Source organism: Stenotrophomonas sp. 112478_Sma (assembly GCF_056479905.1).
In genome coordinates, this window is record NZ_CM151072.1 from 822,496 (window position 1) to 841,961 (window position 19,466).

General features: G+C 67.3%; 16 protein-coding genes. 8 read left to right on the forward strand and 8 right to left on the reverse strand.

Going from position 1 to position 19,466, the window contains the following annotated elements; translation table 11 throughout:
• The first annotated feature begins 130 nt into the window (after window positions 1-130).
• A complete protein-coding gene (locus ACZK08_RS03755; protein ID WP_053519755.1) occupies window positions 131-1,522 on the forward strand; it encodes a class II 3-deoxy-7-phosphoheptulonate synthase in 1,392 nt (463 codons plus the stop codon).
• A 510-nt stretch (window positions 1,523-2,032) separates the two neighbouring features.
• Window positions 2,033-3,175, forward strand: a complete 1,143-nt coding sequence (locus tag ACZK08_RS03760) for a mechanosensitive ion channel family protein (RefSeq protein ID WP_053520335.1) — start codon at window positions 2,033-2,035, stop codon at window positions 3,173-3,175.
• 61 nt (window positions 3,176-3,236) lie between these two features.
• Here ACZK08_RS03760 and ACZK08_RS03765 read toward each other — a convergent pair whose 3' ends face one another.
• Genes ACZK08_RS03765 through typA form a run of 3 tightly spaced genes read right to left on the reverse strand, consistent with a single transcriptional unit; the run spans window position 3,237 to window position 7,224 of the window.
• Window positions 3,237-4,859 (reverse strand): amidase, encoded by a 1,623-nt coding sequence (locus ACZK08_RS03765; protein WP_065182871.1) that lies wholly within the window; start codon window positions 4,857-4,859, stop codon window positions 3,237-3,239.
• Window positions 4,860-4,900: 41 nt separating this feature from the next.
• Entirely contained in the window at window positions 4,901-5,368 is a 468-nt protein-coding gene (locus tag ACZK08_RS03770) for a DUF2127 domain-containing protein (protein ID WP_065176006.1), read from the reverse strand.
• An 8-nt stretch (window positions 5,369-5,376) separates the two neighbouring features.
• Complete coding sequence (gene typA / locus ACZK08_RS03775) at window positions 5,377-7,224, reverse strand: translational GTPase TypA (protein ID WP_053520332.1); 1,848 nt, start codon at window positions 7,222-7,224, stop codon at window positions 5,377-5,379.
• A gap of 249 nt (window positions 7,225-7,473) precedes the next feature.
• Here typA and ACZK08_RS03780 point away from each other — a divergent pair, with 249 nt between their 5' ends.
• The 6 genes from ACZK08_RS03780 to ACZK08_RS03805 all read left to right on the forward strand — a co-directional run bounded on the left by ACZK08_RS03780 (window position 7,474) and on the right by ACZK08_RS03805 (window position 14,010).
• Entirely contained in the window at window positions 7,474-7,965 is a 492-nt protein-coding gene (locus ACZK08_RS03780) for a peptidylprolyl isomerase (protein WP_053520333.1), read from the forward strand.
• A gap of 118 nt (window positions 7,966-8,083) precedes the next feature.
• Window positions 8,084-9,070 carry a malate dehydrogenase gene (locus ACZK08_RS03785; protein ID WP_005415428.1) on the forward strand — a complete coding sequence of 329 codons (987 nt, stop codon included), beginning with the start codon at window positions 8,084-8,086 and terminating at the stop codon, window positions 9,068-9,070.
• A gap of 99 nt (window positions 9,071-9,169) precedes the next feature.
• On the forward strand, window positions 9,170-9,784 hold the full coding sequence (locus ACZK08_RS03790) for an RluA family pseudouridine synthase (protein WP_053520334.1): 615 nt from the start codon (window positions 9,170-9,172) through the stop codon (window positions 9,782-9,784).
• Between the two features lie 581 nt (window positions 9,785-10,365).
• Entirely contained in the window at window positions 10,366-12,246 is a 1,881-nt protein-coding gene (gene prpE / locus ACZK08_RS03795) for a propionate--CoA ligase (protein ID WP_478452482.1), read from the forward strand.
• Between the two features lie 159 nt (window positions 12,247-12,405).
• On the forward strand, window positions 12,406-12,909 hold the full coding sequence (locus ACZK08_RS03800; protein ID WP_053520034.1) for a hypothetical protein: 504 nt from the start codon (window positions 12,406-12,408) through the stop codon (window positions 12,907-12,909).
• A 45-nt stretch (window positions 12,910-12,954) separates the two neighbouring features.
• Window positions 12,955-14,010, forward strand: a complete 1,056-nt coding sequence (locus tag ACZK08_RS03805; protein ID WP_065182873.1) for a suppressor of fused domain protein — start codon at window positions 12,955-12,957, stop codon at window positions 14,008-14,010.
• An 88-nt stretch (window positions 14,011-14,098) separates the two neighbouring features.
• Here ACZK08_RS03805 and ACZK08_RS03810 read toward each other — a convergent pair whose 3' ends face one another.
• The 5 genes from ACZK08_RS03810 to ACZK08_RS03830 form a co-directional block, all read right to left on the reverse strand.
• Complete coding sequence (locus ACZK08_RS03810; protein ID WP_065182874.1) at window positions 14,099-14,710, reverse strand: glutathione S-transferase N-terminal domain-containing protein; 612 nt, start codon at window positions 14,708-14,710, stop codon at window positions 14,099-14,101.
• Window positions 14,711-14,795: 85 nt separating this feature from the next.
• Window positions 14,796-15,254, reverse strand: coding sequence for a cell wall hydrolase (locus tag ACZK08_RS03815; protein WP_053520031.1), 459 nt, complete (start codon window positions 15,252-15,254; stop codon window positions 14,796-14,798).
• A 300-nt stretch (window positions 15,255-15,554) separates the two neighbouring features.
• Window positions 15,555-17,585, reverse strand: a complete 2,031-nt coding sequence (locus ACZK08_RS03820) for an NADPH-dependent 2,4-dienoyl-CoA reductase (protein ID WP_065182875.1) — start codon at window positions 17,583-17,585, stop codon at window positions 15,555-15,557.
• Window positions 17,586-17,687: 102 nt separating this feature from the next.
• A complete protein-coding gene (yczE, locus tag ACZK08_RS03825; protein WP_065182876.1) occupies window positions 17,688-18,332 on the reverse strand; it encodes a membrane protein YczE in 645 nt (214 codons plus the stop codon).
• Window positions 18,333-18,431: 99 nt separating this feature from the next.
• On the reverse strand, window positions 18,432-19,451 hold the full coding sequence (locus ACZK08_RS03830) for a zinc-binding alcohol dehydrogenase family protein (RefSeq protein ID WP_065182877.1): 1,020 nt from the start codon (window positions 19,449-19,451) through the stop codon (window positions 18,432-18,434).
• Window positions 19,452-19,466: the final 15 nt, after the last annotated feature.

Genomic DNA, 19,466 nt, shown 5'->3' on the forward strand with positions numbered 1-19,466 from the left:
CCGACCATGCGGTCTGTGGCTGCTCGGCGCGTGCTCTCCCTGGCGTTCAGGCATCGGGCCGGAAGGGCTGGCCCTTTGCGGCGGCGGCCGGCTCTGCGACCATGACCGTCCCCCACCCCGGAAGTCTGCAATGAGCCTGTCCGCCGTTTCACCGGTTCCCGATCCTGCCGCAACCGCTGCGGGTGCTGCCTGGTCGCCGGAGAGCTGGCGCGGCAAGACCGCACTGCAGATGCCGACCTATCCCGACCCGGTGGCGCTGGATGCTGCCCTGCATGAGCTGAAGCGGCTACCCCCTCTGGTGACCTCGTGGGAGATCCTGGCGCTGAAGCAGCAGCTGGCGGAGGCGCAGGAGGGCAAGCGCTTCCTGCTGCAGGGCGGCGATTGCGCCGAGAACTTCAGCGACTGTGAGTCCGGCACCATCTCCAATCGGCTGAAGGTGCTGCTGCAGATGAGCCTGGTACTGGTGCATGGCCTGCGCCAGCCGGTGATCCGCGTCGGCCGCTTCGCCGGCCAGTACGCCAAGCCACGCTCGGCTGATACCGAGACCCGTGATGGGGTGACGCTGCCCAGCTACCGGGGCGATGTGATCAATGCGCCGGCCTTCACCGAAGCCGCGCGCCTGCCCGACCCGAAGCGGATGCTGCAGGCCCACGCACATTCGGCGATGACGATGAATTTCGTGCGGGCGCTGATCGATGGCGGCTTCGCCGACCTGCACCACCCCGAGTACTGGAACCTGGACTGGGTGCGGCATTCGCCGCTCGCCGCCGAGTACCAGAAGATGGTGGCATCGATCGGCGATGCCGTGCACTTCATGGAAACCCTGGCCGGTGCCCGGGTGCACAACCTCAACCGCATCGACTTCTACACCTCGCACGAAGCCCTGCTGCTGCCCTACGAGCAGGCGCTGACCCGGCAGGTGCCGCGCCAGCAGGGCTGGTTGAACCTGAGCACGCACTATCCCTGGATCGGCATGCGCACGGCGGCGCTCGACGGCGCCCACGTGGAGTACCTGCGGGGCGTGCGCAATCCGATCGCGATCAAGGTGGGGCCGTCGGTTTCGCCGGACCAGCTGCTGCGCCTGATCGATGTACTCAATCCGGACGACGAGCCCGGGCGCCTGACCTTCATTCACCGCATGGGCGCGACGCAGATAGCCGAAAAGCTGCCGTCGCTGCTGGAAGCGGTCAAGCGCGACGGCCGCCGCGTGCTGTGGGTGTGCGATGCCATGCACGGCAACACCGAGAGCACCGCCAATGGGTTCAAGACGCGCCGCTTCGACAACGTGCGCCGCGAGGTGGAGTTGTCGTTCGATCTGCACGCCGCGGCAGGTACGCGCCTGGGCGGCGTGCACCTGGAGCTGACCGGCGAGGACGTGACCGAATGCACCGGTGGCGCGCGCGAGCTCACCGAGCGTGATCTTGAGCGCGCGTACCGTTCCACGGTCGATCCGCGGCTGAACTACGAGCAGTCGCTGGAGATCGCGATGGCGATCGTGCGCAAGCAGGAACAGGTGCGCTAAGGGTTTTTCGGCAGGGCTTGCAGCCCTGCACCTGCGGAGTCAACGTCGACGTCAAATGCGGGCATTCCGTGGGATGGCGGATTCCCGGTGTCTGTCAGATCCACGCCATGCGTGGATGAATCTCTGTCCGACGTCGAAATCAATCTGGGGTCAGATCCGTTTTCCGCAGGAAAACGGATCTGACCCCAAGAGCCATTCCGACAGATCCCGAAAATATGTCGAAGGCGGGGTGGGGCCGGTTGCGGGGGCGTAAGCCACATGGATGCGGCGACCGAGCCTCCATGGACGGATTCACGGCGTCCCCCGCAACCGGCCCCACCCCGCCATCCCACGGAATGCCAGTTTCTGCTGCTGCTTTTGCTGTTGCTTCTGCAGTTGCTGTTGCTCCAGCCCGCAGCAGGTGCAGGGCTGCAAGCCCTGCAGGCCAACACCCTGCTTACGAACGGCTGACGTGACGCTCATGCGCCATGCGCGAGGCTGTCCGCTGCTGTTCGAGTGGAGGTGGCAACCGTGCACTGGCAAAGCGCACAGGCATATGCATGGCCGCTGGGTCTGGCGGCACTGGTGGGTGGCATCGGTGCCTGGCTGATCCTGTGGATCTATCACCGGCTGAAAGGGCGTGATCGCCGGCGCGCGCGCATCGGTCGTGTGCTCGGTCTGCCAATGGCGACCGCATGGCCCTTGCTGCTGCTGATCCCGGCGCTGCAGGCCACGCCACTGCAGGAGCCTCTGCTGGGGCATCTGCAGCACGGGCTGCACATCGCGCTGACGGCCTGTTTCATCTGGCTGCTGGTGCGCGCGGTGGCCGCCGGCGAGCGTGCGATCCTGCGCAGTCATCCCATCGACGTCTCGGACAATCTGGAAGCCCGTCGCATCCAGACCCAGACGCGGGTGCTGAGCCGCGTGCTGATGGGCGGCATCATCGTGCTCGGTGCATCGCTGGTGCTGCTGACATTCCCGATGGTGCAGAAGATCGGCGCCGCCCTGCTGGCCTCGGCCGGTCTGATCGGGCTGGTCGCGGGCATCGCCGCCAAGCCGGTGTTCGGCAACCTCATCGCCGGCCTGCAGATCGCAGTGACCCAGCCGATCCGGCTGGATGATGTGGTGATCGTTGAAGGCGAGTGGGGGCGCGTGGAGGAGATCGGCAGCAGCTATGTGGTGGTACGCATCTGGGACGAGCGGCGGATGGTGGTGCCGCTGACCTGGTTCATCGAGAACCCCTTCCAGAACTGGACCCGGCGCAGCGCCGATCTGCTCGGCACGGCGTTCCTGTGGCTGGACTACCGTGCGCCGATCGCGGCGATCCGCAGTGAACTGGAGCGCATCTGCCGCGGCGAGGCGCTGTGGGATGGACGGGTCTGCGTGACCCAGGTGACCGAAACCAGCGAGCGGGCAATCCAGGTGCGCCTGCTGGTCAGTGCACGCAGCTCCGGCGATGCCTTCGATCTTCGCTGCCTGGTGCGCGAGCGCATGCTGGATTTCCTGGCGCGAGAGCATCCGCAATCACTGCCGCAGCTGCGCGCGCGGTTGCAGCGCGAGGATGAGCTGGACATGCCACGCGCACCGCGTGCACGTACGGCAGATGTACGTTCACCCGGGGCGGAGGACGGCGAGGCCGCGATCGCGCCGGTGGAACCGGACCCCGACCGCTAGCGCCGGGACGTGCCCGGCGAGCGCAGCGGTACCCCCGGTCCGCCGGGCAACCCGGGGCCGATCAAGGCTCGCCAGTGTCGATCAGGGTGTCGGTTTCGAAATGAGGCGGGCGACGCGCACGTGTGCGTTGCTCGTAGGCATAGGCCATTTCGATCAGCTTCGGCTCGCTCCAGGCTGTGCCCATGAACAGCAGGCCGACCGGCAGGCCGTTGATCTGTCCCATCGGCACGCTCAGGCTGGGGTAACCCGCGACCGCTGCCACGCTGTAGCTCTCACCCGGGAAATCGTCGCCTTCGCGGCGGATGGGCCAGGCCGTGCCGGTGGTCGGTGCAACCAGCGCATCCAGCTGGTTGGCAGCCAGGACGGCGTCGATGCCTTCCGGGCCGGCCAGGCGTCGCGCATCGCTGCGCGCACGGATGTAGGCAGGGTCGGCCAGTCCGGCAGTGGCGTTGGCCTCCAGCAGCAGTTCCTGGCCGAACAGGCCCAGTTCCTGCGGCGCCTGGGCCTGGTTGAAGGCGATGAGTTCGCCAAGACTGCGCAGGGGCGCGCGGTAGGTCTTGAAGTAGCGCTCCAGCCCGGCCTTGAACTCATGCAGCAGCACGACCCACTCGGCTTCGGCCCAGGCACCCGGGTCGGGCAGTTCCACCGGCACCACCACCGCGCCCGCACGGCGCAGTTCGGCGGCGGCCTGATCGATCAGCGGTGCCATGCCACGGTATGTCAGCAGAGGGGTCTGCAGCAGGCCGATGCGCTTGCCGCGCAGGCCTTCGGGGTCCAGGCGCGCGGTGTAGTCGTAGACCGCGCGGCCGGGCATGGTGGCCGTGGCGGGGTCGGCATCGTCCCGGCCCGCGATCGCCGTCAGTACGGCCGCGGCGTCGGCGACGCTGCGCGTCATCGGCCCGGCGGTGTCCTGGCTGAAGGAGATCGGGATGATGCCTTCGCGGCTGACCAGGCCGACCGTCGGTTTCAGGCCGACGATGCCGTTGATCGCGGCCGGGCAGACGATGCTGCCGTCGGTCTCGGTGCCGATCGCCACACTGGCCAGATTGGCGGCCACCGCTACCGCGCTGCCGCTGCTGGAGCCACAGGGCGAATGGCTGAGACGGTACGGATTGCGGGTCTGGCCACCGCGCGCACTCCAGCCCGACACCGAATCGTTGCCGCGGAAGTTGGCCCACTCGCTGAGATTGGTCTTGCCCAGCACGACCGCGCCGGCCTCGCGCAGGCGTCTTACCAGGTAGGCATCGGCGGGGCGGAAACCCTGCAGCGCGAGCGATCCGGCGCTGGTGGTCATGGGCGCGGCGTTGATGTTGTCCTTCAGCAGGACCGGAATGCCATGCAGCGGCCCGCGCAGATGGCCGTCCCGGCGCTCGCGATCGCGTTCACCGGCTTCCCGCAGGGCATCCGGGTTGAGTTCGATGACGGCACGCAGGCGCGGCCCGGCGCGATCCAGCGCAGCGATGCGCTGCAGGTAGGCGTGGGTCAGCGTGGTGCTGTCCAGTTCGCCGGCCACCATGCGCGCCTGCAGGTCGGCCAGGTCGGTCTCGGCGTAGGGGAAGGGCACGTTGCGGCTCGCGGGTTCGGCGGCGTGGGCGCTGGTCGTGGCCGGGCTGCAGCCAACAATGAACAACGCGGGCAGCGCGATGAGCAGGCAGGTCAGCAGAGGCGGCAAGGACGGGCGCATGGGGCGGCTTGGTCGGCTCCAATGCCCAGTGTAGCTGCTGCTCAGTGGTGGCGCTTGCGCAGGTCGCGGGCCAGGACGTAGACCACGAGCAGGTTTATCGCCAGGATCGTCCAGGAGGGCCAGCCGGGGTGGCGGACGATGGCGAAGACATCGAAGGGCAGATACAGCGCGGCGGTCAGGCAGCCCAGCCAGGAGGCCCAGGCCCTGGCCCGCCAGAGGCCCCAGGCTTCCACCAGGTGCAGCAGGCCGTAGCCGATCATCGCCGCCGCCGCCAGGTGCACGGCGTCGGGATTGATCATGTTCAGGAGGGAGGGCAGGGTGCCGTGATCCGGGTCCAGGCTGAAACGCCGGATCAGGGCATTGACCCCATCGCGGAGCGGCTGCGGACCGAGCACTTCAAGCCCGGTCGCAGCCAGCAACGCCAGCACCGCCTTGCTCGCTTCGAGCAGGGCGATGACGTGGAGGCCCGGATGCCGGTGTGGATCCGGGTTGTAGCCGCTCTGGCTCACGGTCCGGCTCAGCCGCCGCGCGAAGCCTTCTTGCGGTCGCTTTCGGTCAGGAACTTCTTGCGCAGCCGGATTTCCTTCGGAGTGATCTCGACCAGCTCGTCGTCCTCGATGAAGTCCAGCGCCTGTTCCAGCGAGTACTTGATCGCCGGGGTCAGCTGGATCGCATCGTCCTTGCCCGAAGCGCGCATGTTGGTCAGCGGCTTGGTCTTGATGGCGTTGACGGTCAGGTCGTTGTCCTTGGAGTGGATGCCGACCAGCTGGCCTTCATACACATTGTCGCCTTCAGCAGCGAACAGCTTGCCGCGTTCCTGCAGCGGGCCCAGGGAGTAGGCCGGAGTCACGCCCGGGGCGTTGGCGATCATGACGCCGTTGATGCGCTTGGCGATTGCGCCCTGTTCCTTCGGACCGTAATGGTCGAACACGTGGAACAGCAGGCCCGAACCCTGGGTCAGGGTCTTGAACTCGTTCTGGAAGCCGATCAGGCCACGGGCCGGGATCGAGTATTCCAGGCGCACGCGGCCCTTGCCGTCCGGTTCCATGTTCTTCAGCTGGCCCTTGCGGGTTCCCAGCTTTTCCATCACGCCGCCCTGGTGCACTTCTTCCACGTCCACCACCAGCTGTTCGATCGGCTCCATCTGCTGGCCGTCGATTTCCTTGATGATCACTTCCGGACGCGACACGGCCAGTTCGTAGCCTTCACGACGCATGTTCTCGATCAGCACCGACAGGTGCAGTTCGCCACGGCCGGAGACCAGGAACTTGTCGGCGTCCTCCAGCTGTTCGACCTTCAGCGCCACGTTGTGGACCTTTTCACGGTCCAGGCGGTCCTTGATCTGGCGGCTGGTCAGGAACTTGCCACCGGACAGGTCCTTGTTGCCCGCGAACGGCGAGTTGTTGACCTGGAAGGTCATCGAGATGGTCGGCTCGTCCACGGTCAGCGCCGGCAGCGCTTCCGGGGTGTCCGGGTGGCAGAGGGTGTCGGAGATGGTCAGCTCCGGAATGCCCGAGATCGCCACGATGTCGCCGGCTTCAGCGGTGTCCTGCTCGATGCGCTCCAGGCCCAGGAAGCCCAGCACCTGCGCGACCTTGCCGTTGCGCTTCTTGCCTTCACGATCGATCACCGTGACCTGCATGTTCTTCTTCAGGGTGCCACGCTGGATGCGGCCGATGCCGATCACGCCCACGAAGTTGTTGTAGTCCAGCTGGCTGATGCGCATCTGGAAGGCACCTTCCGGATCCACTTCGGGCTTCGGCGCGTGCTTCATGATCGCTTCGTAGAGCGGGGTCATGTCGCCATCGCGGACGGTGTCTTCCAGGCCGGCATAGCCGTTCAGGGCCGACGCGTAGACGATCGGGAAGTCCAGCTGCTCGTTGGTCGCGCCGAGCTTGTCGAACAGATCGAACACCTGGTCGATCACCCAGTCCGGACGCGCGCCCGGACGGTCGATCTTGTTGACCACCACGATCGGCTTGAAGCCCATCGCGAAGGCCTTCTGGGTGACGAAGCGGGTCTGCGGCATCGGGCCGTCCATCGCGTCGACCAGGATCAGCACGGTGTCGACCATCGACAGCACGCGCTCGACCTCACCGCCGAAGTCGGCGTGGCCGGGGGTGTCGACGATGTTGATCCGGTTCTTGATGCCGGTCTTCTTGTCTTCCCAGGTGATGGCCGTGTTCTTGGCCAGGATGGTGATGCCGCGTTCCTTTTCCTGGTCGTTGCTGTCCATCACGCGCTCGGCGAGGACGGTACGCTCGGACAGGGTGCCGGACTGCTTCAGCAGCTGGTCGACCAGGGTGGTCTTGCCATGGTCGACGTGGGCGACGATGGCGATGTTGCGAAGATTTTCGATGGACATACGAAAGGGGGCCAGTCGGCGCCGGATTTGGAAAAAGAAGTCCAACATTATACGTCGAACTTGACGATTCGCGAAAAGCTGGATTCCGGCCCGCCCGGGAGCCCCATTCAGCTGGCCGTCGGGGCCCCGCCGGCGGCGCCCCTCCAGAGCCTGAAGCGTCGCCCTGCGCCGATGGTCGAAGCCGCCGCCGCCACGAGCCGGGTGTAAACTAGGTGGCTAGACGCCTTTCCCTTTGCAACAAGGATCTTCATGTCCCTCATCGCCACTTTCGACACCACCCAGGGCCCGATCAAGGTCGAGCTGTTCGCTGACAAGGCGCCGCTGACCGTTGCCAACTTCGTGAACCTGGTCAAGCACGGCTTCTATGACGGCCTGATCTTCCACCGCGTGATCGCCGACTTCATGATCCAGGGCGGTTGCCCGCAGGGCCGTGGCACCGGTGGCCCGGGCTACAAGTTCGAAGACGAGAAGAACGGCGTGAAGCATGAGGTCGGCTCGCTGTCGATGGCCAACGCCGGCCCGAACACCAATGGCAGCCAGTTCTTCATCACCCACATCAAGACCGATTGGCTGGATGGCCGCCACACCGTGTTCGGCAAGGTTCTGGAAGGCCAGGCCATCGTCGATTCGGTCAAGCAGGGCGACGTGATCCATTCGATCACCCTGGAAGGCGACGTCGACGCCGCGCTGGCCGCACAGGCCGACCGCGTGGCCGAGTGGAACAAGATCCTCGCCGCCTGACCCCCTTCCGAGACGGCCACCCACGGGTGGCCGTTTCCCTGTTCTCCGCCGCCTGCCAGGCCCGCCGGGCCACGCCCGCGGCGTCCCATCAAACGCTTGCAAGCAAGAGGAAACCCCCATGAAAGCACCCGTTCGTGTTGCCGTGACCGGCGCCGCCGGCCAGATCGGTTATGCCCTGCTGTTCCGCATCGCCTCCGGCGAAATGCTGGGCAAGGACCAGCCGGTCATCCTGCAGCTGCTGGAGCTGCCGGTGGACAAGGCCCAGGCCGCCCTGAAGGGCGTGATGATGGAACTGGAAGACTGCGCCTTCCCGCTGCTGGCCGGCATGGTCGGCACCGACGACGCTGAAGTGGCGTTCAAGGATGCCGACATCGCCCTGCTGGTCGGCGCGCGTCCGCGCGGCCCGGGCATGGAGCGCAAGGACCTGCTGCTGGAAAACGCCAAGATCTTCACCGCGCAGGGCGCGGCGCTGAACAAGGTCGCCAGCCGTGACGTGAAGGTGCTGGTGGTCGGCAACCCGGCCAACACCAACGCCTACATCGCCATGAAGTCGGCACCGGACCTGAAGCCGGAAAACTTCACCGCCATGCTGCGCCTGGACCACAACCGTGCCCTGAGCCAGCTGTCGGCCAAGCTCGGCAAGCCGGTCGGTGGCATGGAAAAGCTGGTGGTGTGGGGCAACCACAGCCCGACCATGTACCCGGACTACCGTTTCGCCACCGCCGATGGTGCTTCGATCGCCGATGCGATCAACGACCAGGAGTGGAATGCCAACACCTTCATTCCGACCGTCGGCAAGCGCGGCGCGGCGATCATCGAAGCCCGTGGCTCGTCCTCGGCGGCTTCGGCGGCCAATGCCGCAATCGACCACGTGCGTGACTGGGTGCTGGGCAGCAACGGCAAGTGGGTCACCATGGGCGTGCCGTCCGATGGTTCCTACGGCATCCCGGAAGGCGTGATCTTCGGCTTCGCCGTGACCACCGAGAACGGCAAGTACACCCTGGTCAAGGATCTGCCGATCGACGACTTCAGCCAGAAGTACATCGACAAGACCCTGGCCGAGCTGGAAGAAGAACGCGCCGGCGTTGCCCACCTGCTGGGCTGATGCCGCGGGTGCCGGTCTGGCCGGCACGCAGCTGACAGAAACGGGGAAGCTTCAGCTTCCCCGTTTTCATTTGGAGTTCCGCAGAACCGCATGATCCACCTGATCCACCTGCATTACATCGATGACGCGCTGCTGGTGGTGGAAAAGCCCGCTGGCCTGCTGTCCGTGCCTGGCCGTAGCGCGGAGAACCAGGACTGCGTGGTGGCCCGCCTGCAGGTGCTGTACCCGGACGCGCTGACCGTGCATCGGCTGGACCAGGTCACCTCCGGTCTGCTGCTGCATGCACGGGGCAAGACGACGCAGGCCGCGTTGTCGATGCAGTTCGAGCAGCGCAGGGTGGGCAAGTGTTACGAAGCCGTCGTGCAGGGTGTGATCGAAGGTGATGCCGGCGAAGTGGATCTGCCGCTGATCGTGGACTGGCCGAACCGGCCGAAACAGAAGGTCGACCATGAACACGGCAAGCCTGCGCTGACGCGCTGGCGCGTGCTGGCCCGCGATGTTGAAGCGCAGCGCACGCGCGTGGCGCTGGAGCCGGTGACCGGGCGCAGCCATCAGTTGCGCCTGCACATGGCCAGCCTGGGTCATCCGATCGTCGGCGATGTGCTGTATGGCGCCGCACCGGCGCAGCGCGTGCATCTGCATGCGCGCAGCCTGCACTTCACCCACCCGGTGACGGGCGACGTGCTGGCGTTCGAGTCCGCCACTCCGTTCTAAGCAGGGCAAGGGGGGCGGCAGGGCTGCGCCCTGCATCTGCTACGAGCCAGAGCAAGTTCAACGTCAAAAGCGGGCAATCCGTGGGTTGGCGGGGCGGTGTCGGAGTGCGGGGACGCCGCAAGTACGTCCCTGTAGGCTTGGCCGCGGCATCCATGCCGCGGACACCCCGCACTCCGACACCGCCCCACCTTCGGCAGAATGCCGCGATCTGATGGATCTATGCCGAGCGTGGATGAAATCTGTCAGATATCGGAATAGATGGTGGGTCGGATCGTTCCGACAGATCACAGAAAACTGTCGAAGGCGGGGTGGGTCCGGTGGCGGGAGTGTCCGCGGCATGGATGCCGCGGCCAAGCCCCCATGGACGGGTTTACGGCGTCTCCCGCCACCGGACCCACCCCGCCATCCCACGGATAGCCTGTTGCTTCGGCTTCGGCTTCGGCTTCGGCTTCGGCCTCTGCAGGTGCAGGTGCAGGGCGGCAGCCCTGCATGGAAAACCCACCCCCTACCAAGGTAGGGCGGAACGCGCGGCAACGCGGCACTATGCTCGAACCCATGACTTCGTCTGGGAGGGCTGCGTCATGAACTACGAGGAAACCTACCGCCGCTCGATCGACGAGCCGGAGGCGTTCTGGGGCGAGGAAGCCAAGCGCATCCATTGGCACAAGCCGCCGCAACAGGTGCTCGACTACAGCAACCCGCCGTTCCGGCGCTGGTATGTAGGCGGCGAAACCAACCTCTGTTACAACGCGGTTGATCGCCATCTGGACACTCGGCCCGACCAGCTCGCGCTGGTGGCCATTTCCACCGAAACCAACAGCACCCGCGAGATCACCTACCGGCAGCTGTACCGTGAAGTGAACGACTTCGCTGCCGTGCTCCAGCGCCTGGGCGTCGGCCATGGCGACCGCGTGGTCATCTACATGCCGAACATGGCCGAAGCCGTGTTCGCGATGCTGGCCTGCGCGCGCATCGGGGCCGTGCACTCGGTGGTGTTCGGTGGTTTCGCCGCGCACAACCTTGCCCTGCGCATCGACGATGCCAGACCCAAGCTGCTGATCGCGGCCGATGCCGGCATGCGCGGAGGCAAGCTCATTCCCTACAAGCCGATGGTGGACGCCGCCTGTGCGGAAGCCGGGCATCCACCGCCGCACGTGCTGATCGTTTCGCGCGGGCTGGATCCGGCCGAGCCGCGCATCGAGGGCCGCGACGTCGAGTACGCGATGCTGCGCGCGGAAGTCGGTGCCGTCGATGTTCCGGTGCAGTGGCTGGAAGCGAGCGAGCCGAGCTATCTGCTGTATACCTCCGGCACCACCGGCAAGCCCAAGGGCGTGCAGCGTGATGTGGGCGGATACGCGGTGGCGATGGCACAGTCGATGGAGACCGTCTTCGACTGCAAGCCGGGGCAGGTGATGTTCTCCACCTCCGATGTCGGCTGGGCCGTGGGACATTCCTACAACGTGTATGGACCGCTGATCGGCGGTTGCACATCGCTGTTGTACGAAGGCCTGCCGACCCATCCGGATCCGGGCATCTGGTGGGCCCTGTGCGAGCAGTACAACGTGCGCACGATGTTCTCCTCTCCCACCGCGATCCGCGTGCTGAAGAAGCACGACGCGGATTTCATCCATCGCCACGACCTGCGCGCGTTGAAGTACCTGTTCCTGGCCGGCGAACCGCTGGATGAGCCGACCGCGCACTGGATCAATGAAGCGCTGGGCAAACCGATCATCGACAACTACTGGCAGACCGAAACCGGCTGGCCGGCCTTGACCCTGTTGCCGGGCCTGGAGATGAAGCCGGTGCGCTTTGGTTCGCCGGGCTTCCCCAACCTCGGTTACCGCATGAAGGTGATCGACGAGAACACCGGCGAAGAAGTCGCACCCGGGCAGAAGGGAGTCCTGGTGGTCACCCCGCCATTGCCGCCGGGCTGCATGAGCACGGTGTGGAACGACGACAGCCGCTTCCTGCAGAGCTACTTCAGCCATTTCAAGGAACTGCTGTACAGCTCGCTGGACTGGGCGATCCGCGACGATGACGGCTACACCTTCATCCTCGGCCGTACCGACGATGTCATCAACGTCGCCGGGCATCGCCTGGGGACACGTGAGATCGAGGAAGCCATCTCCAGCCACCCGCGTGTGGCGGAGGCTGCGGTGATCGGCGTCAAGGATGAACTGAAGGGACAGGTGCCGCTGGTCTTCGTCACCCTCAAGCAGGGGCTGGGGGGCGAAGACCCTGCACCGGTGGTGGCGGAGATGATGGCAACGGTGACCACGTCGCTGGGGGCGGTTGCACGGCCGGCGCACGTGCACGTGGTCAACGCGTTGCCGAAGACGCGCTCGGGGAAACTGCTGCGGCGCTCGCTGCAGGCGCTGGCCGAGCAGCGCGATCCCGGCGATCTGTCGACCCTGGATGACCCGGCCGCCCTGGAGGAGATCCGCCGCGCGCTGGGACGCTAGACCGGTCCTGTATTGCCGGGGCCGCGTGCAGCGGGCCGAGGCAAGGAATGCAGCGGTGCTGCACCGCAGCGTTCACCGTACCAGCAGTGCGTTAAGCTCGATGCCGGGGAGCGCGTCCGTCAGGGCGCGCAGGCATGCGCATCATGGAACGGGGGAGCTATGGCACTGCTGCACGCCAAGACGGCCGCTGGCCGCCAGGAAATCGAGGATCGTGCGCGGCGCCTGCCGGCCGCGCTGCGCTCGATCCTGCTGATGGTCGATGGTCGCCGCGATGACACCGAACTGCGCAGCCTGCTCGAAGGACTGCGGGCGCCACCCGATGCGCTGGAACAGCTGGCCGCGATGGAGCTGATCGAAGTGGTGGGGGGCAGCGCCGATGCGGTGCCGGTCGCTGGCCTCAGCAATGGCCGCGAACAGGACCCGGCGCTGTATCAGCAGCTGTACGAGGCGATGAGCGAAGCCGTGCGGCGCCACCTCGGGCTGAAGGGCTACTTCATGCAGTTGAAGATCGAGCGCTGCACCGATGCCTCGGCCCTGGAGCGCCTGTGCCCGGAACTGCTGGCGGCGGTAGGCAAGGCACGCAGCCCGGCACTGGCACAGCGCTGGTGGCAGGAAACGCAGGCATCGCTGGCAGCCGGCGATCGCGGAGTCGTGCAGGCCTGACGCAGCGCGTAGAGTGGATGGTTTCATTCCCATCAGGAGCCTCTCGTGCAGGACGACCACGACGACACCGACACCCCGGGCTGGGACGCGATCAATGCGGCGTTGGCGCCGCTGTACGCGGGCCAGGAGCCCCTGCATTTCGGAACGGCGTTGCCGTACACGCTGGGCGGCCAGGATCCCCTCGATGGCATCAGTGTCTACCGGGCGGAGGCGCCGGTACCGCACTGGCACTACATCACCTATGGCCTGTCCGAGCTGTACGCCAAGGAGAGCAGTGACGCCGAAGCAAGCGGCTACGGATTCGAGCTGACCTTCCGTCTGGCAGCAGGCGAGAGCGTGCACGCCGAACAGGCACCGCCGACATGGCCGATGAACCTGCTGCAGAACCTGGCGCGCTACGTGTTCGGCAGCGGCAACGTGTTCGAGGATGGCCACCACCTTGACGCGAACGGCCCGATTGCCCTCGAGTCCGACACCCGCCTGCGCCATCTGGCTTTCATCGCCGACCCGCAGTTGCCGGCGCGCGAGACCGCCAACGGCCGCCTGCAGTTCCTGCAGCTGGTCGGGCTGACGGATGGGGAAATGGCTGCAGTGAAACGCTGGTCGACCCGCGGGGTGCTGCACGTGCTGGAGCCGGCGATGCCCCTGTGGATCACCGATCTGCATCGGGGCGACTTGCTGGATGATCCGGCACTGGCGGCGCAGGTGCAGGCGGGCAGTGCGCGGGAGGGTTCCAGCACCGGCATGTTGTTCATTGAAACGCTGGACTGGCGACAGGTCTCGGGCGTGACCACGCTGGTGCTCGGCGCCGGCCAGGTGCCGAGCGTGCGTGAGCTGCTGCCGCTGCGCCTGCACCATGGCGCATCACTGGTGCTGGTCAGCCGTGAGCGCCAATGGGAGTTCACCCCGGCTGCGGGCGGCGGCGCCAACGACGTCGATGCCGACAGCGCGCGCTGGGCATTGGATGCACAGGGGGTCCAGGCGTGGCAGGACGTGCGTGCCGAGCGCGGGATCTACCCGCTGGGCGGCCAGTTGCAGGTCGAGGTGGTGCCGACGTTGCTGCGTGACGCCAAGGGTGCCGTGATCCGCCAGATCGGTTGAATGGTGGACACGGGGCGCCGGCGATGCCCGGCGCGGGGCCGGGACGCCGGATCGGAGCCGCCTGCGCTGCCGGCGGCTCCGTGTGCGGTCAGGCCAGGCCTTCGGCCTTCAGTGCGGCCTGCACGCCGGCATCGGCGTCCATGCGCGCCTTGTAGGCGGCCAGATGATCCAGCCCCGCCAGGTCGACCTTGGCGCCGGCTGCCCAGCGCAGGGTGATGTAGAAGTACGGATCGGCGAAGCTGCGGAATCCGGCCAGCCACGGCTTGTCCGCCAGCTGCCGGTCGGCCGTCTCGAACAGGCCACGCAGGCGCTTGCGGGCGGCCGCGCGGATCGCGTCGTACTGGCTCTCATCGCCGATGAACTTGCCCGGTGCGAACAGCGGCGAGAACGCCGGGTGCACATCGGAGTTGACGAAGGCCAGCCAGCGGGTGGCCTCGGCACGCTGGCGCGGGCTGCCGTCGCCGGCCAGGCCGGCCTGCGGGAAGCGGTCGGCGATGTAGCCCATGATGGCCGCGTTCTGCAGCAGGATGAAGTCGCCATCGACCAGCGCCGGAACCGAGCCGGCCGGGTTGATCTTGAGGAATTCCGGCCCCTTCAGGGTGTCCTTGTCGAGCAGTTCGACCTCGAACGGCTGGCCGGTCCACTGCAGGGCGATGTGGTCGGCGGTGGAGCAGGCACCGGGCTTGCTGTACAGCTTCATGGGAACTCCAGGCGGGGTGTGCGGGAATCGCCCACTATCCCAGAGCCTGCCGGCGCGCGGCAACGCTGCCGCCGGCAACAGTTTGTTACGACTGCCGGGGCTTGAGGTTCTGCACCTTATAGAAGGTGTGATCACCGATGGTGGCCACCTGGTAGGCATTGCGCCAGTTCGGGCTGGCGATGGCCAGGGCGGCGAAATGGCTGGCACCGGGAACGATCTCGCGGCGCTCGCCGGCCGGCAGCGCCCAGTTGCGCTCCGCATCGAAGGCCACGCTCATGGCCTCGCTCCAGGCCGCGTCGTTGCCCAGCTGGGTGCCGGGGGAGACGATGGTCGGGGCGAACTGCTTGCGTGCGGTCACCACCTGGCACATCGAGTCGCCCCACAGGCCGCTGTCGAGGCGGCGCAGTGCCACCTCGGCCACGGCCTGCTGGCCGCGCAGGGTCTGGTCGCGGGCTTCCAGGTATACGGTGGTGCTCAAACACAATGAATCAGCCGCCGGCTGGGGCAGCAACTGCGACAGCCAGAGAATCCAGGCCAGTTTCATATAACTCCTTGCTCCGTATGGGCCGCACCACGGGGTTCCGGCCGAAGAGAGGGCAGGAGGCGGGGTACGACTTGGCGTCATGGGGAGGCGGCCATCGGGGCCGCCCCGTGGGCGGCCCGGGAAAAGAGGATCGATGAACGATCCGGGAGGGCCGCACCGGCTCACCGGAAACTGGGTGGTGAGCGGAAAGTTGGCGCAAGGTAGGGGGGCTGGCCGAACGCATCATGAATCGCCCGGCTTGACATTCAGCTTTGAGGTGGGTGACGGAAATCACAGTCCCGCCGCCCATTCAGGTCTGGATCAAAGGGCGGCCGCCACCCGGCTCCCCTGATCGATGGCGCGTTTGGCGTCCAGTTCGGCGGCCACATCGGCACCGCCGATCAGCTGTGCGCTGATGCCCGCCGCCTGCAGTTCGGCCTGCAGCGCGCGGTTCGGTTCCTGCCCCGCGCAGATCACCACATGATCCACCGGCAGCAGCTGTTCGCTGCCCTCCACGCGGATGCGCAGCCCCTGGTCGTCCACGCCGAGATACTCGACGCCGCCCAGCATCCGCACGCCCTTGGCCTTCAGCGTGGCGCGATGGATCCAACCGGTGGTCTTGCCCAGGCGCGCACCCGGCTTGCCGGGGCTGCGCTGCAGCAGCCACAGCCGGCGTGGCGAAGCGTCCACCTGCGGGCGGGCCAGCGAGCCGCGGGCCTCGAAGGTGGCGTCCACCCCCCATTCGGCCATCCAGCGCTGCGGGTCCAGCGACGGCGATGGGCCCTCGTGGCTGAGGAATTCCCCGACATCGAAGCCGATGCCGCCGGCACCGATGATGGCCGCGCTGGCGCCCACCTCGACCCGGCCCTGCAGCACGTCCAGGTAGCTGACGACCTTGGCGTGGTCCGCGCCGGGGAAGTCGACCCGGCGCGGCGTGATGCCGGTCGCCAGCACGACCTCGTCGAAGCCGGCCAGACAGGTCGCGTCTGCCCGGGTACCCAGGCGCAGCTGCACGCCCGTGTCCTGCAGCTTGTGGCGGAAATAGCGCAGCGTCTCGTGGAACTCTTCCTTGCCCGGGATGCGCTTGGCCACATTGAACTGGCCGCCGATCTCGTCGCTGGCGTCGAACAGGGTGACCTGGTGACCGCGCTCGGCGGCCACCGTGGCGCAGGCCAGGCCGGCCGGGCCCGCGCCCACCACCGCCACCCGCTTCGGTGTGGACGTCGGGCGGTAGACCAGTTCGGTTTCGTGCGCGGCCCGCGGATTGACCAGGCAACTGGCCAGCTTGTTCTCGAAGACGTGATCCAGGCATGCCTGGTTGCAGGCGATGCACGTGTTGATCGTGTCGGCCCGGCCGGCGCGCGCCTTGTTCGGCCATTGCGGGTCGGCCAGCAGCGGGCGCGCAAGCGACACCATGTCCGCACCGCCGTCGGCGAGAATGCGCTCGGCAACCTCGGGCATGTTGATGCGGTTGGTCGCCACCAGCGGCACCGCCACATGCGGCTTCAGCTTGGCGGTGACCCCGGCGAAGGCGGCGCGGGGCACCGAGGTGGCGATGGTGGGAATGCGCGCCTCGTGCCAGCCGATGCCGGAATTGATGATCGTCGCGCCCGCGGCCTCGATGGCCTGCGCCTGCTGCACGATTTCCTCCCAGTTGCTGCCGTCCTCAACCAGATCCACCAGTGACAGCCGGTAGATGATGATGAAATCCGGGCCGCAGGCTTCGCGGATGCGGCGCACGATCTCCACTGCGAAGCGCATGCGCTGGGAGGCATCGCCGCCCCAGCGGTCCGTGCGCGTGTTGGTGCGCGGGGCGATGAACTCGTTGATGAGGTATCCCTCCGAGCCCATCACTTCGACACCGTCGTAGCCGGCTTCGCGTGCCAGCCTGGCGCTGCGTGCGTAATCGGCGATGTGCCGTTCGACGCCGCTGGCCGACAGTGCGCGCGGGGTGAACGGATTGATCGGCGCCTTGAGCTTGGAGGGCGCCACCGACAGGGGGTGGTAGGCATAGCGGCCGGCGTGCAGCAGCTGCAGACAGATCTTCGCGCCATGCTGGTGGGCGGCGGCCGTCAGTTGCCGGTGCGGACGCACTTCCCAGGGCCAGGACAGCTTGCCGCCGAAGGGTTTGAGCCAGCCGACCACGTTGGGGGCGAAGCCGCCGGTGACGATCAGGCCGACGCCGCCTTCGGCGCGCTCGGCGAAGTAGGCGGCCAGGCGCGGGAAATCGCGCGCGCGATCTTCCAGCCCGGTGTGCATCGAACCCATCAGCACCCGGTTGCGCAGCTGGGTGAAGCCCAGATCGAGCGGGGCGAACAGGTGGGGATAGGCGCTTTCGTTGGCTGGCGACATGGTCGATACGCTTGCGTACGGAAGCGCGAAGCGTGCCGCGAAACGGCGGTCGGGGCAAGGGGCGGGCGAATCGGTAGCGCCGGGCCATGCCCGGCGATGCGGCTACCCGTGGCCGCGCTGCGCGCTCGCCGGGCGTGGCCCGGCGCCACCCGCCGGCAGGGGCCGGCCGATGCCGAACCAGCCCAGCGTCACCCCGCACAGCGGGCCGATCAGCAGCGCAAAGGCCAGGGTGCCGACGCCCACGTTGCCTCCCAGCCACCAGCCCAGCAGCAGGACGCTGCCTTCGATCAGGCTGCGCACCTTCCAGATCGGCCAACCGGTGCGGGCATGCAGGCCGGTCATCAGCCCGTCGCGCGGGCCGGGGCCGAGCCGCGCGCCGATGTACAGGCCGGTGGCCAGTGCCACCAGCAGCATGCCGGCACCGAACATCGCCACCTGCCAGACCAGGCCGACAGCCGGCGGCAACAGCCACAGCCCAAACTGCGCGGACGGACCGATCAGCAGCACGTTGAGTACGGTGCCGACGCCCGGCTTCTGCCGCAGGGGCCACCACAGCAGCAGGACCAGCGCGCCGATCACGTTCGTGGCCAGGCCGAAGGACAGCGGGGTCTGCGCCGCGACGCCCTGTGACAGCACGTCCCAGGGCGCGACACCGATCGCGGCACGGATCATCAGCGAGGCGCCGAAGCCGTACAGGAACAGGCCGACGATCAGTTGCAGCAGGCGCAGGGGCAGGGCAGTGGGCATGGGAGCGCTCGGGAGGAGGGAATCTGTCTCCACCGTAATCCCGAATCGCCCGCTTCCATAGATACAGATCCCGGTGAATCCCGCGCCACAGCGCGCGCGTCAGTCGTCCCAGCCTGCCAGTGCCAGCTTGCCCAGCGTGCGGCCGCTGGCCAGCCGCTCATGCGCCGCCTGCAGGTTGGCGGCATTGATCGTGCCGAGTGTCTCGCTGAGCGTGCCACGCAGCTGGCCTGCATCGATCATGCTCGCGGCGCGGCTCAGGATGCGGTGCTGCTCGATGCGGTCGGCGGTATCGAAGCGCGATCGCGCGAACATGAATTCCCAGTGGATGCCGATGCATTTGGCCTTGTACGGGTCGCCGATGCGCAGCGCGCCGCGGGGTTCGACGATCAGCCCGACATGCCCCTGCGGCGCCAGCAGCTGGCCCAGTTCATCCCAGTAGTGATCGGTGTCGGCCAGGTTGAGCGCGATCTGCACGGCGCTGATGCCCAGTGCCTGCAGCTGCGGCTGCAGCGGCTGGCGATGGTCGATCACGTGATGGGCGCCCATCTGCCGGCACCAGTCGGCCGACCGCTCGCGGGAGGCGGTGGCAATGACCGTGAAGCCGGCATGGTGGGCCAGCTGGATGGCCATCGAACCGACGCCGCCGGCGCCGCCGATCACCAACAGGTGCTGCCCGGCGTGGCGGCGGTCATCCAGATGCAGCGGCATGCGCTCGAACAGCAGCTCCCATGCGGTCAGTGTGGTCAGCGGCAGCGCCGCTGCCTCGGCGAAATCCAGCGTGGTGGGCTTGCGTGCGACCAGCCGCTCATCCACCAGCTGATACTGGGCATTGCAGCCGGAGCGGGTGACATCGCCGGCGTAGTAGACCTCGTCGCCGGAGGCGAACAGGCGGGCGTCCTCGCCGATGGCCTCGACCACGCCCGCCGCATCCCAGCCGAGCACCCGCGGCGTGTCCAGCGTGGCCGGATCGGTGGCGGCACGCTGCTTGCCGTCGACCGGATTGATCGAAACCGCCTGCACGCGGACCAGCAGATCGCGGCCGGCTGGCGGCAGCGGCGGCGGCAGCCGGAGATCCTGCAGGGCGGGGGCGGATTCACGACTCAGGGCGACGGCTTTCATCTCGGCTCCGGCTCG

Bases quoted from the DNA above. Each gene is read 5' to 3' on its own strand.
- ACZK08_RS03755 (WP_053519755.1), top strand. From the start codon at position 131: ATGAGCCTGTCCGCCGTTTCACCGGTTCCCGATCCTGCCGCAACCGCT.
- ACZK08_RS03765 (WP_065182871.1), bottom strand. From the start codon at position 4,859: ATGCGCCCGTCCTTGCCGCCTCTGCTGACCTGCCTGCTCATCGCGCTG.
- typA (WP_053520332.1), bottom strand. From the start codon at position 7,224: ATGTCCATCGAAAATCTTCGCAACATCGCCATCGTCGCCCACGTCGAC.
- ACZK08_RS03780 (WP_053520333.1), top strand. From the start codon at position 7,474: ATGTCCCTCATCGCCACTTTCGACACCACCCAGGGCCCGATCAAGGTC.
- ACZK08_RS03785 (WP_005415428.1), top strand. From the start codon at position 8,084: ATGAAAGCACCCGTTCGTGTTGCCGTGACCGGCGCCGCCGGCCAGATC.
- prpE (WP_478452482.1), top strand. From the start codon at position 10,366: ATGAACTACGAGGAAACCTACCGCCGCTCGATCGACGAGCCGGAGGCG.
- ACZK08_RS03800 (WP_053520034.1), top strand. From the start codon at position 12,406: ATGGCACTGCTGCACGCCAAGACGGCCGCTGGCCGCCAGGAAATCGAG.
- ACZK08_RS03810 (WP_065182874.1), bottom strand. From the start codon at position 14,710: ATGAAGCTGTACAGCAAGCCCGGTGCCTGCTCCACCGCCGACCACATC.
- ACZK08_RS03815 (WP_053520031.1), bottom strand. From the start codon at position 15,254: ATGAAACTGGCCTGGATTCTCTGGCTGTCGCAGTTGCTGCCCCAGCCG.
- ACZK08_RS03820 (WP_065182875.1), bottom strand. From the start codon at position 17,585: ATGTCGCCAGCCAACGAAAGCGCCTATCCCCACCTGTTCGCCCCGCTC.
- yczE (WP_065182876.1), bottom strand. From the start codon at position 18,332: ATGCCCACTGCCCTGCCCCTGCGCCTGCTGCAACTGATCGTCGGCCTG.
- ACZK08_RS03830 (WP_065182877.1), bottom strand. From the start codon at position 19,451: ATGAAAGCCGTCGCCCTGAGTCGTGAATCCGCCCCCGCCCTGCAGGAT.